This is a genomic window from Halosimplex marinum, from assembly GCF_051414075.1.
GTDB classification, from domain to species: Archaea; Halobacteriota; Halobacteria; order Halobacteriales; family Haloarculaceae; genus Halosimplex; species Halosimplex marinum.
The window spans coordinates 155,146-167,951 of sequence record NZ_JBLKNY010000004.1 but is presented as its reverse complement, the minus strand read 5'-3'; the positions used below and the strand labels follow the sequence as shown (position 1 = coordinate 167,951).

At 64.1% G+C, this 12,806-nt stretch carries 10 protein-coding genes; 5 read left to right on the top strand and 5 right to left on the bottom strand.

Features of this window, described 5'->3' with window-relative positions:
- The first annotated feature begins 8 nt into the window (after positions 1-8).
- Positions 9-1,250: an MFS transporter gene (locus ACMGFI_RS09070; protein WP_436909068.1), complete on the top strand. Its 1,242-nt coding sequence runs from the start codon at positions 9-11 to the stop codon at positions 1,248-1,250.
- Positions 1,251-1,525: 275 nt separating this feature from the next.
- Entirely contained in the window at positions 1,526-2,863 is a 1,338-nt protein-coding gene (locus tag ACMGFI_RS09065) for an RNase J family beta-CASP ribonuclease (RefSeq protein WP_436909067.1), read from the top strand.
- 210 nt (positions 2,864-3,073) lie between these two features.
- Here ACMGFI_RS09065 and ACMGFI_RS09060 read toward each other — a convergent pair whose 3' ends face one another.
- Positions 3,074-4,063, bottom strand: a complete 990-nt coding sequence (locus ACMGFI_RS09060) for an aldo/keto reductase (RefSeq protein ID WP_436909066.1) — start codon at positions 4,061-4,063, stop codon at positions 3,074-3,076.
- A gap of 545 nt (positions 4,064-4,608) precedes the next feature.
- Between ACMGFI_RS09060 and ACMGFI_RS09055 the strand changes: the two genes are divergently transcribed.
- From ACMGFI_RS09055 to ACMGFI_RS09045, 3 genes are read left to right on the top strand one after another with little or no spacing between them, the layout of a single operon-like run.
- Complete coding sequence (locus ACMGFI_RS09055; protein ID WP_436909065.1) at positions 4,609-5,661, top strand: ABC transporter substrate-binding protein; 1,053 nt, start codon at positions 4,609-4,611, stop codon at positions 5,659-5,661.
- Positions 5,651-6,448, top strand: coding sequence for an ABC transporter permease (locus tag ACMGFI_RS09050; protein WP_436909063.1), 798 nt, complete (start codon positions 5,651-5,653; stop codon positions 6,446-6,448). The genes ACMGFI_RS09055 and ACMGFI_RS09050 overlap by 11 nt, the downstream gene beginning before the upstream one ends.
- Positions 6,449-6,453: 5 nt before the next feature.
- Positions 6,454-7,263 carry an ABC transporter ATP-binding protein gene (locus ACMGFI_RS09045; RefSeq protein WP_436909061.1) on the top strand — a complete coding sequence of 270 codons (810 nt, stop codon included), beginning with the start codon at positions 6,454-6,456 and terminating at the stop codon, positions 7,261-7,263.
- Positions 7,264-7,958: 695 nt separating this feature from the next.
- Here the strand turns inward: ACMGFI_RS09045 and ACMGFI_RS09040 are convergent.
- From ACMGFI_RS09040 to ACMGFI_RS09025, 4 genes are all read right to left on the bottom strand, one after another.
- Entirely contained in the window at positions 7,959-8,252 is a 294-nt protein-coding gene (locus ACMGFI_RS09040; protein WP_436909059.1) for a DUF3006 domain-containing protein, read from the bottom strand.
- Positions 8,249-9,703: a lamin tail domain-containing protein gene (locus ACMGFI_RS09035; protein WP_436909058.1), complete on the bottom strand. Its 1,455-nt coding sequence runs from the start codon at positions 9,701-9,703 to the stop codon at positions 8,249-8,251. The genes ACMGFI_RS09040 and ACMGFI_RS09035 overlap by 4 nt, the downstream gene beginning before the upstream one ends.
- Before the next feature lie 104 nt (positions 9,704-9,807).
- Positions 9,808-11,793: a VirB4 family type IV secretion system protein gene (locus ACMGFI_RS09030; RefSeq protein ID WP_436909057.1), complete on the bottom strand. Its 1,986-nt coding sequence runs from the start codon at positions 11,791-11,793 to the stop codon at positions 9,808-9,810.
- Positions 11,790-12,806 carry a TraC-like domain-containing protein gene (locus ACMGFI_RS09025; protein ID WP_495849318.1) on the bottom strand — a complete coding sequence of 339 codons (1,017 nt, stop codon included), beginning with the start codon at positions 12,804-12,806 and terminating at the stop codon, positions 11,790-11,792. The genes ACMGFI_RS09030 and ACMGFI_RS09025 overlap by 4 nt, the downstream gene beginning before the upstream one ends.

Sequence of the window (12,806 nt, the reverse complement as noted above, 5' to 3'; positions counted from 1 at the left end):
GACGTGTGATGGCGCGCTCCCACGACGAGTTGCAGTTCTCCTCGCTCTACCTGGCGCGGTTCGCGTCGAGTTTCGGGTTCATGACCGTCCTGACGCTACTGCCGGACTACATCGACGCGCTCGGGGCGACCGGCGTGACCATCGGCCTGTTCGTGACCGCGCTGGAGGTCGCCCGCACCGTCGGGATCGTCCCGCTGGGCTGGGCGGCAGATCGGTACAGCAAGCGGACGATCCTGCTCGGCGCGCTCGCGCTGAGCGCGGTCGCGTATCTCTCCTTTTCGCTCGTAGTCTCGGTCGACGGCTTCCTCGTCTCGCGGACGCTCCAGGGGCTCGGCATGACCGGGACGGGCCTCGTCGGCCTGGCGCTGATGGGCGACCTCGCCCCGGACGACAGCCGCGCCAACTACATCGGCCGCTACAACGCTGTCCGGATGGCCGCCGGCATCGCGGGCACCGTCGGCGTGGGCGTCCTCTACGCGCTCACCGGCTTCGACGTGGTGTTCGGGCTCATCGCCGTCCTGTTCGTGCTCGCGACGGTCGGCATCTGGCTGTTCGTCGACCCCGACGAGACGAGCGTCGCGGGCTTCGCGTTCACCGACCTGGCCCTGAACCGCCGCATCCTGACGATGACGACCTTCCGCGCCCAGTACGCCGTCGCCGTCTCGCTGGTCCGCAAGTGGGTCCCCATCTTCGTCGGCGTCTCCGCGGCCCAGGGCGGCCTCGCCTACGGGTCGGCCGTCGTCGGCGCGGTGCTGGCCGCCGAGAAGTTCACCAACATGCTCGTCCAGCCGGTCACCGGCCGCCTCTCCGACCGCCACGGCCGCGCGCTGTTCGTCTTCGCCGGCGGCGGTGCCTACGGGCTGGTCGCGATGGCGTTCCCCTTCGCGCCCGCCGCGACGGAGCTGTTCTCGGTGTCGCTTCCGATCGCCGGCGAAGTCACCGGCGCGGTCGCCGCTGCGGTCTGTCTCAACGGCCTCCTCGGCGTCGCCGACGCGTTCCGCGAACCGGCGAGCATGGCCCTGTTCGCCGACGAGGGGAAAGGCGAGGGCATCACCAGCAGCTTCGGCGTGCGCTCGCTCGTCTGGAAACCCGGCAGCGTCTTCGCGCCGTTGCTGGGCGGCTGGGTGATGGGCACCGCCGGGATCGAGTGGGTGTTCTTCGCCGGCGGGGTCGCCGCGCTCTCCGGCGTCGTCACCTTCTTCGGCGTCCTCTCGTGGAACCACGGCCGACGCGCGCTCCGACAGTGGTGACCGAGCGGTAGCGTTCGCCCGTCTCGACGTGCCGCGGTGGCGCCCGCCGACCATCGGCCGTCGACCGGAGTTTCCGGGCGATCCCCGTTTCGGGAACTATTTACGCCGCGGTCGCGGATGTCGACGTAACCGAGACGCGTTGTCCCCGGGAAGGCCGTGCGAACGATTCCGCCGCGATCCATTCTGTGTCGCTGTCGGCGGCGTCCGTCCGGCCTGCTCTCCTTTGTCGGCGGACTCTGAGACGGGTTCTGGGATCGCTCCGATCGGACTCTACCATGGAAATCGAAATCGCAACTATCGGCGGCTACGAGGAAGTCGGCCGTCAGATGACGGCCGTCCGTGCCGGAGACGACATCGTCGTCTTCGACATGGGCCTCAATCTCTCGAAGGTACTGATTCACGACGACATCCAGACCGAGCGGATGCACAGCCTCGACCTGATCGACATGGACGCGATCCCCGACGACCGCGTCATGTCCGACATCGACGGCACCGTCCGGGCCATCGTGCCGACCCACGGCCACCTCGACCACATCGGCGCCATCTCCAAGCTGGCCCACCGCTACGACGCACCGATCGTCGCGACGCCGTTCACGCTCGAACTCGTCCGCGAGGAGATCGACGACGAGGGGAAGTTCCAGGTCGACAACGACCTCGTCGAGATGGACGCGGGCGAGACGATGGAGATCGGCGACGAGACCGACCTGGAGTTCGTCAACGTCGCCCACTCGACCATCGACGCGATCAACCCGGTCCTGCACACGCCCGAGGGCGCCGTCGTCTACGGCCTCGACAAGCGTATGGACCACACGCCGGTCATCGGCGACCCCATCGACATGGAGCGGTTCCGCGAGATCGGCCGCGAGGGGGTGCTGTGTTACATCGAGGACTGCACCAACGCCAACAAGAAGGGCCGCACGCCCAGCGAGGCCGTCGCCCGGAGCGAGCTGCGCGACCTCATGCTGAGCCTCGAGGACTACGAGGGCGGCATCGTCGCGACGACGTTCGCCAGCCACATCGCGCGGGTCACCTCGCTGGTCGAGTTCGCGGAGGAGATCGGTCGCCAGCCCGTCCTGCTGGGCCGGTCGATGGAGAAGTACTCCGGCACGGCCGAGCGCATCGGCGCCGTGGAGTTCCCCGACGACCTGGGGATGTACGGCCACCGCAACTCCGTCGACCGGACGTTCGAGCGGATCATGAACGAGGGCAAGGAGAACTTCCTGCCCGTCGTCACCGGCCACCAGGGCGAACCGCGCGCCATGCTCACCCGGATGGGTCGCGGCGAGACACCCTACGAGCTGGAGAACGGCGACAAGGTCATCTTCTCGGCGGGGATCATCCCCGAACCTACCAACGAGGGCCAGCGCTACCAGTCCGAGACGCTGCTGGGGATGCAGGGCGCGCGCATCTACGACGACGTGCACGTCTCAGGCCACCTCTCGCGGGAGGGACACTACGAGATGCTCGACGCGCTCCAGCCCCAGAACGTCATCCCCGCCCACCAGGACATGTCCGGCTTCTCGGGCTATGTCGACCTGGCGACGAGCCAGGGATACCAGCTGGGCGATGACCTGCACGTCACCTCGAACGGCAACACCATCCAGCTGGTCTGATAACTAAAAATACGGTTATATCTCTACTCAGTCTGTATCGCACTCGCCGAGTGGGATCTGGCTATCCCGCCGATCGACGAGCGCTACGCCGCTGACCGGCGTCGGGAAGACGACGCTGATGAACGCCCGTATGCCGTTCGTGAGCTTTCGCGACTGGCCGGATCGCCACTTCTGGACCCGATTCGAGCGCGCCGACACCCAATCGGGACTTTACTCGTGGCCGTTGATCTCGACCGGGCGATACGGCGCTTCCAGGTACTCCAGATCGCTGTCGGAGAGGTCGATGTCGAGCGCTTCGACGGCGTCCTCCAGATGTTCGACGCTCGTCGTCCCGACGATCGGCGCGTCGACGGCCTCCTGGTGGAGCAACCACGAGAGCGCGATCTGCGCCATGGTCACGCCCTTTTCCGCGGCGAGTTCCTCGACGCGCTCGTTGATCTCCTCGCCGCCGTTCGCGCGGTAGGTCGCGATCCGCTCGGCGAACTGGCTGTTCTCCATGTACTCCCCGCGGACGGTGTCGGCGAGTTCCTCGTGGGGCCGGGTGAGATACCCACGAGCGAGCGGACTCCACGGGACGACCCCGATCCCCTCGCGCTCGCAGAGCGGGAGCATCTCGCGTTCCTCCTCGCGGTAGGCGAGGTTGTAGTGGTTCTGCATGGTCTGGAACCGCTCCAGGCCGAGGCGGTCGCTCGTGTGTAGCGCCTCGGCGAACTGGTGGGCCCACTGCGAGGACGTGCCGACGTGTCGAACCTGCCCGCGACGGACGGCGTCGTCGAGCGTGCGCAGCGTCCCTTCGATGGGGGTGTCGTAGTCCCAGCGGTGGGTCTGGTAGAGGTCGACGGTCTCCATGCCGAGCCGGTCGAGGGAGTTGTCGAGCTCCTGCTCGATGGCCTTCCGCGAGAGCCCGCTCGCGTTCGGATTCGTCTTGACCATTTCGCCGTACACTTTCGTCGCGACGACCTGGCTGTCGCGCTCGTAGTCGTCGAGGACGTTGCCGAGCACGCGCTCGGACTCGCCGTTCGAGTAGACGTTCGCGGTGTCGAAGAAGTTGATCCCGAGGTCGATCGCCCGTTCGATGATCGGCCGGCTTTCGTCCTCGTCGAGCACCCAGTCGCGGAAGTCGCTCGACCCGAAGCTCATGCAGCCGAGACAGATCCGGCTCACCTCCATCCCGGTCGACCCGAGTGTCGTGTACTCCATGTCTCGCCGGTCACCGGCACGACGGATAAGCCTACCCCGGCCGTCGGCGACCCCGCTTCGGCGACCCGCCGGTGCCGCGAGCTGCGCCGAAGCGCTCGGCAACAACGCCTAAGAGCGTGAGCGTTGACAGGACTAGCCGAGCGGAAGCGAGACCCATGCGAGGCTGACTTTGGGTTCCTACAGACAACAGGCCCCAAGCCGAGGGGTGCCGACTTGTCAAACTGGTACTTCGATCGGTTGCTTAGCCGAGCTCACACCGATGCAGTCCTGAGTGAGGCGTTCCTGCGGGTGATGCGACTCGAACAACCGCCGGCCGCACTCCTGAAGCCGAGCATCGCGCGGCGTGTGTTCCAGCCCGTACCGGCATCGTTCGACCTACTGCCTCGACTCAAGACACTGGTCGGACGAGAGGTGTAGTTCCGTGATAGTGTGGGCGCGTGCAAATGTACGCCGCGAACTAACGCGTCCTGGTCTGACTGTCATAGACACCGGTAAGTCTATCTCGGGGTGAAAATGATATTGGGACAAATCTCCGAGGGGAACGCATGACTGAGCGAACCCTCTCTCGCCGGGATATGTTGCGGACTGCAAGCGGGGCAGCCGCAGGAGCGACAGTTGGACTTGCAGGGTGTCTCGGCGACGGCGGCGTATCATCACCGGATTCGCTGACGCTCGGGACGCTCAACGTCTTCCCGATGATGCAGTATTTTGTCATCGACCAGCAGGGCTGGTACGATGACCTCGGGCCCGACATCGAGGTGCAGACGTTCGGCGGCGGCCCCCCGCTCGTGCAGGCGTACGCCTCGGGTGACATCGACTTCGCGTACGTCGGGATCAGCCCTGGACTGGTGGCCATCGCCAACGGCGTCTCCTCGACGGTCGTCGCGGCCAACGTGGTCGAACCGAACGTGATGGTCGGTAGCTCCGAGTTCCGGTCGTACTGGGTCGAACACGGCGCCGACGCCTTCGAGGAGTTCCGCGCTGATAAGGGTCGCAAGCCGCGGTTCGCGACGCTCCCGGCCGGCTCCACGCCAGACGTATTCCTGCGATACTGGATCACCGAGGTGCTCGGGCTCGACCTCGATGTCGTCGAAATCCTGGGCCAGAGCCCGAGCGCGCTCCAGTCGACGCTGTCGACCGGGAACGCCGACGGCGGCAGCGCCATTGAGCCGGTTCCGACGTTACTACAGGAGAACTCGGAGACGGACATGGAGCCGTTCAAATACGCCGGCGAGATCATGCCCGGCCAGCCGGGTGCAGTCCTCCAGCCCTCTCAATCGTTGGTTGACGACAACCCGGACCTCGTCCAAGAGTTGGTCGACATCCACATCCGGGCAACGGAGTTCATCCACGAGAACCGGGATCAGGCAGCCGAGATGGCGAGCGAGGTGATCGGGTCCGACATCCTCACGTCGGAGGTCGCGACGCGGGCGATCAACTCGCCTGCGTCGAACTTCGTTTCCAACCCGAAGCGGATCGTCGAGAAGTCGCTCGTCTACAACGACTTCCACCAACAGCTTGACTCTGTGGAGACGGACCTGTCGGAGTCAGATGTCTTCGACCACAGTTTCTACGAGGAGGCAAGCAGTGGCGAGTGACAACGAATCGACAACGGCGGGGTACCCGACCGACGGCCTCCGGCTCGAACAGGGTCGCACACTCGCCATCCAGGCGGGCGCGCTCGTCGCATTCGTACTCGTCTGGTGGGCGGGCGCGCTCGTGACGCCGCGGAACCTCCTCCCACAGCCGCCGGCCGTTCTCGAAGTCCTCGTCTCCGATGCGACATCCGGGCTCATGTTCGAGCTGATCTGGCAGAGCCTCCGCCACTATGTCCCCGGGCTCCTCGTCGGGTCGGCGTTCGGGATGGCCGTCGGGATCCTGGTCGGCTGGTCGCGGACTGCGGAGTTGTCGGTCGGCACGATCGCCAGTATCCTCCGTCCAGTCCCACCCCTAGCGTGGATCCCCTTCGCGATCATCTGGTTCGGCCTGAACGACCGCGGTGCCGCGTTCATCATCGCCATCGTCGCGTTCTGGATCAATTACTACAACGCCGAGAGCGGCGTCAGGAGTGTCGATGACGAGCTGCTCGAAGTCGGTCAGTCGCTGGGCACGAAGTCGGATCTGGGACTGATCAGACGGATCGTCCTCCCGTCGGCGATGCCGGAGCTGTTCACCGGGTTCCGGACAGCCGCCGGGCAGGCGTGGATGGTGATGGTCGCGGCCGAACTGCTGGGCGTCCCCGGGATCGGGAAACACCTCTGGGACGCTGCGAACTTCCTCCAGATGCAGGTCGTCATCGCGTATATGCTCGTGATCGGCATCCTGTTCTTAATCTCGGACCGTCTGATCAAACTCCTCGAAGCGCGGACGCTGGCCTGGCGGTGACACACATGACCGCACAACACTCACACAATCGTTCCGACGCGGACGACGGACGGACCCACGAACACCCGCAGATCCGTGTTGACGACGTCTCGAAGATCTACCAGAGCGAGAGCGGTCCCGTCGAAGCGCTGGCCGATGTCAACTTCGACGTCGGTCACGGCGAGTTCGTCTCGATCGTCGGCCCGTCGGGCTCGGGAAAGTCGACAGTCTTCCGCATCATCGCCGGGCTCGAAGCGGCCACAGAGGGTGCCGTCCTCGTCGACGGGGACCCGGTCACCGAGCCCGGCCCCGACCGCGGCATGGTCTTCCAGGACGACGCGCTCTTTCCCTGGCGGACCGTCGCCGGAAACGTCGCCTACGGGCTCGAAGAGGTCGGTCCACCCGAGGGGTTCACGACAGAAGAGCGGGTCGACTACTGTCTCGAACTCGTCGGCCTGACCGACAAAGCCGACGCGTATCCGCGGGAGCTGTCCGGCGGACAGCGCCAGCGAGTCGGCATTGCCCGCGCGCTCGCTGTCGACCCACCGATACTCCTCATGGACGAACCGTTCGGGAGCGTTGACGCGCGCACGAAGACATCGCTCCACCGAGAGCTACTCGACATTTGGATGGAGACCGAGAAGACGATCTGTTTCGTGACACACGACATCGAAGAGGCGGTCTATCTGTCCGACCGAATCGTCGTGTTCTCGACGGCACCGGGGACTGTCCTCGACGTCATCTCAGTGGACCTGCCGCGTCCCCGGGACCGGACCGGCGACGAATTCACCGAGATCAAGGCCGATGTGCTCGCGTATTTCGAAGACGAAGAGTGAGTAGCGATGCAGGATCCCGAGAAGTAGACTCACTCACGAAGTCAGTGTTGCGCTGAAGACCTGTGACCATCAGAACGACTACAAGTAGGTGATAATACACCCCTTATAGACTGAACAGGCGCAATACCACGCCGTTCACGGCGTGGATACGCGCCGTCACTCTGGGAAACAGACTACCGTCCAAACGCCGGCCTCCGAGTTTCTCACGCTGACGTTTAAGTGACGGGCCGCTCTACAGTACTGTCGGAATCGGTCGGAACGGAGTAGATTCCGAACCGTCCTCCGGAGGCGGCCTGTCCGCCCACGTAACGAGGCGGTATCTGAAAGACCAGCCGGTGAACGCACATTCCAGCAGAGTGTGTCTGTGCCGACTGCTCAAAGGGAGCATCACGATACCCCCGACTCTGCTGACGCCTGCCGGCGTCCTGCTGGCAAAAACAACACCGGGACGCCAGACACGGTTGAGGAGAGGGGTACCGGCCACGTGGCATGGCCAGCAGTCCACTACGCCAATGCGGTGGGACTACCCGTGCCCGAAAGGCGTAGTAGTCCGCCGATTGGACTGCGATCCTGAAACTCCCACCGCTCGGGATTCCTCCGCATTCACGCGGAGGAGGATGTCAAGACTGAAACCGCTCCCTGCGCCCAATTAGAACTCGTCGTAACGCGTCTCCTGTGCCGGCAGAATCCTTGCTCTAACGGGACCCGTCTGACTCATCGTCGCGTGGTGGCCGTTGGGAGAGCCTGTCGAACCGATCCTGCGCCTGCGCGCTACGGTCTTCGGTGGCTTGTTCGTCGTAGTCCACCCCAACGAGTGTCTCGTCGACGAGTTCGATCTGCAGGATTGCATCGGCGTGTCGTGCTGGGTCCGGAAGGTCCTGCTCGTCGACGGTGAGGGCATACAGCTCGTCGTCGCCGTCCACTTCCAGCGTTGCCAGTGAGTCTTCGATGCGGTCGACGACTGCCGTGTAGGTGCCGTCTGGGATCATGTGTACCCCTCTCTGAGGACTTCCTCGCCATCCGCGGTCGTCACGATGACCGTATCGCCGCCGTTGTTCCAGATCGGGGATCCAGCCTCCCAATAGAGATCGCTGTCGGTATCGGTCCCGTTGCCGGTGTGTAGCGTCACTGTCGCGTTCGGTGCGAGCGTGAAACCGTCGGGAACTGTGTAGGTGTGATCGGCGGCATCCGCGACAGTCCACCCGCCCAAGTCAAGGGATTCGTCACCGGCGTTCCGGAAGACAACGTATTCGCCGTTGAGATTCTCCCGGTCGTCGCCCGCGGCATCTGCGTGGACGTCGTCAAGGACGAGCGCGCCATCTTCGTTGCCCGTCGCGGTCCCGCCGTCAGTCGCAATGGGCGGTCCCTGAGAGCCAGTGATGCTACCGTTAATCGTCGCTCGGGGAGCGACTGGATCGGTTGCCCCCGGTTCGATCGGCGTCCCATCGCGGATCGAGAGCGGGTCGGTTGGGGCCGCTTCCTGTGTCTTGATGGTGACCTGCTCGCCGCCACTTGTGAGAACGACGTTTCCGTGTGTCGCTGTCCAGTAGGCCGGGATGGAGCGATCGGCCAGGCGCTGGAGAACTGCCTCGTGGGGGTGGCCATACTGGGAGTCGTTCGCGCTGGAGATGACGACTGCCCTCGGGCCCACTGCGTCGAGCAACGCCGCGCCGGTACTACTCCCACTTCCATGGTGGCCCGCTTTCAGTACTGTCGCCCGGAGTGTTTCGTCGTAGCTGTCGACGAGGTACTGCTCTTGGTCGCTCTCGGCGTCGCCCGTGAACAGGAACCGGGTCTCCCCGTAGGTGAGCGTGAGCACGATACTGTTCTCGTTGCGGTCGCGGTCATCGAGATACGGGTCGGGCGGACCGAGTACGTCGACCGAGACGCCGTCGAACGGCAGTGGATCCCCTTCGCGCGTCTCGTAGAGCGTGACGTTGTGCCGTTCGACGGCATCCAGGTACGCTTCGTAGGTCTGGGTACTCGCCGCGATCCCGGGGTCGTAGATCGCGCCGATGCCGTCGGCCTCGGTCTCGTAGTACTCGATGATGGCCGCGTTGCCGCCGATGTGGTCCGCGTCGGCATGGGTGACGACGAAGTGGTCGATCCGGCTGATGTTGTGCTGTTTGAGGTACTGCAGGACGTGTTCCCCGTCAGTTCTGAAGTCGCCGGAGTCGATCAGCATCGTCTCGTTCGTCGGGCCGACAACCAGCGTGCTCGCCGATTGGCCGACGTTGATGAAGTGGACATCCAGTGTGCCGTTCGGTGTCGTTGCCGTTCGGGTCGGCGTCGCCGACTGTGTCAGGGTCGGCTGGTCCCCGCTGACCGTCAACGACGGGGAGTCCGTGGGCCCGGCGTCAGACTGCGTTAGGCCGACACAGCCCGAAAGAGCCACGAGCACGACGAAGAGGCCAATGAGAACCGATCGACGGCGAATCACGCCGATTCATACGAACGTCGGCTGGAATAGTCTTGTGATACGAGATCACATCACAAATATTGCTCTTAGATGCAGGCGATCAAAGTCGGTCACTTAATCGGGAATCAATCGCTCGCATCGATCTGTGCTGCTTCGAACTCGCTCGTCCGGACGCGAAGCGGGAACCAACCCTCCTCGTCAATCCCGAGCAACGCCTCCGAAAATCCATCTTCGTCGTTGCCTGCCTTTGCGGTCCGGATCCAGTTCACTTCCCGCTCACTCAGGCCGAACCACTCTGAGAGTTTCTCGGCTTCCTCCTGGACCCGATGAATCAACGTGAGCGAGCAGAGATTCGCGATCGTCTTCGCCTCGGGCGTCAGCGCAAACTCGCCGCCGGTCTGGGTGATGAAGTGCAACGACAGATCGTAGTGGCGACTGTGCCGGACGGCCGTCTCCAGGAACTCCAGCGAGGTGGCGTCGTTCATCAGGTAGTGGGCCTCGTCGATCGCGAACACAACTCGCTTGTCCGTCCCCTTCGCGCGTTCGTAGACGGCGTTGAATAGCACCTGCATCATCAGACTCGTCTCCGAGCGACCCGTGGCGCCTTCCTCTTGGTGGAGGTCTAAGTACAGGACCGACGAATCCAGATCGAATTCCGTCGATTGGGCGAGGTTTGCGAGGTCGCCGCCTTCACGAAAGGATGGCCGTAGATCCGTGAGCAGTGACTGGGCATCACGCTGGACCTTTTCCTGTTCGCCCTCGGTCGCGTAGCCGAATTCGGCTGGGTCCTCGAGGAGTGCTTCGAGGACACTGATGACATCGCGAACCGTCGGTGATTGTCGGTCGTGGGTCGTCGGATCCCGTGTGATACCCTGGTGCTCGTAGGCCTCCTGGATCGCCCGCCGGAGCGTCTGTTTGCGGTCGCCGAGCGGATTCGACGCGACGTGTTCGAAGAAGGTCTCGAAGAACGTCAGCACCCACGAGATCTGCTCGGACCACGGGTCAAGGTCGGGCACGTCCTGTAGCACTGTGTCGGGCGTCGCCCGAATTTCGAGTGGGTTGAAGCCGCGCGTCCCGCCGACGGTAATTCGCTCGCCACCGAGGGCGTCGTTCACCCCGGCGAATCCCTCCAGGGGGTCGAGCATGATGATGATCGTATCCTGGTCGTACATCGCCCGCCGGAGCAGTTGCAGTTTCGTCGAGAAGGACTTCCCAGCACCCAGTTGTCCGATAACCATCGTACAGTAGCCTGTCTCCCGCTCGAAGCGATCGAGGATGAGCGGGCTCTCGTTCAGCGCATAGGTCCCGTATTCGATGCCGGGCTCTGCGAAGGCACCGGCGACAAAGGGGAACATCGCGCCGACAGCACCGGCGAGCATCGGCGTCGTCGTATCCATCGACTCGTTGAGTTTGTCGACGCCAACGGGACTCCCCGAGATGAACGAATCGAGCTGTGTCCACCGCGGCATCACGGGCGTAAGATTCGTCGGGGACTCCCGGGCCGCACTCGTCACGCCGTCGACGTTCAACTGCTCCGGTGACTCGCCCTGGACGGCGAGATACATCGAGACGTCGAAGGCCGACATCGACGTGTTTCGGAGGGCGTCGTACAGCGCCTGATAGTCCTGCAGGTCTTTCTCGACGCCCCGGGCACCGGCCCGTCGTTTCTCCTCGAGATATTCCCGGTCGGCCTCCAGGTCCTCGATGGTGTTTTCGAGCGTGTCCAGCGTCGCGGTCGTATCCCGCGGCGAGATGTGGAGACTGATGTCCGTCTGCCGTGTCGCCGCGGTCGAATAGAGTGTCTCGAAGAGCCCGTCCATCGGGGTGTCCGGGTACTCTCCGACCAGTAGCGTCTGTGTCCACTTGTTATCCGTCCGGACGGCAGTCGGTTCACGCTCGATGCTCGACGGTGTGACGACCGTCTGGTGGATGTCGGACACCTCGGGGATAGCTCCACTCCCAGTGGCCTCGGTCGGGTCGTACGCGACGCTGACGCCGTCTGTCGGGCTGTCCTGTCCCTGCCCCTCATCGGCTGTCTGATCCGTCGTATCGTCGGTGTCCGTACTCTCCTCGTTTCGAGTCGGGAGGACCGATAGCAGTGAGTCGATCATCGGTCCGGCCCTCCAACGATCCCACGGGTGCGAAGCACTTGGTCCAGGTCGCCATAGGCCTGGGGCTCGTCGCTCCAGTACTCGCCGACCACCTTCGTTGCATCTGTCGCGTTGATACGGTGGGCGGTACAGCCCTCGATACTGCGGAGCCCTGCACGAACCTGATCGAGTCGGTCGTCGAGTTCCGAGAGCAGTGCCTCCCGTTCGACTGCCTCTCGCGGGGCGTAGAGTTCGCGGACGATCGCGCCGAGGACCGGAAGGGTAGCGAGTTGCTGTGCGAGACTCGCTTCGTCGAACTGGACCTCTGCCGGCGCGACGGGGACGACGACGTAGTGGTCGCGGATGGTCATCCGACGCTCGTGGAGTTCGGTTTCGTACCAGTCGAGGTAGTTCTCGATGAGTCCCTCCAGCTGGGGATTGGCTTCGACATCGGGATCGTCGAGGCGGGATTCGTATCGACCGAGATGCTCGTCGACGGGAAACGGCTGGGTCGTCGAGTAGATCTGGATGGGGAACTCGACGGTCGTGTTCAGGAAGTCCTGGAAGCTCTCGGCCTTCTGTGCCCACTCCTCGTCGGTCGCCAGCGCCATCGTCGGCGGGATCACTTGCACGAGGCCGATCATCGCGCCGTCCGTGCGTTCGATAGCGTCGCGATCGGGGTACACCCGTTCGATCTGGGTGTATTCCTTGGCCGCCTCGTGATCGGTCTGTTCCGAGCGACTGTGGAAGGTCAGCATCGAGGTGACCCAGTCTGCGCTGGTCGTGTACGCCGGCGTCAGGTAGACGAAGAGTGCGCCGAGGCCGATCATCACGCCGGCGAGCGGGAGTGCGAGCGTCTGCACCTGATAGCCGCGGACGGTCATTCCCGCGGGGAGTAACACCTGGACACAGAGGACGACGACCACGCCGGGAAACAGTGCGACGGCGAGGTCGGTCATCGTGTAACTGCCGAACAATTTCGTGTCGGTACCGAGCGATTTCGGAATGCGTTTTGCAGGGTTGTGGTCGTCCAT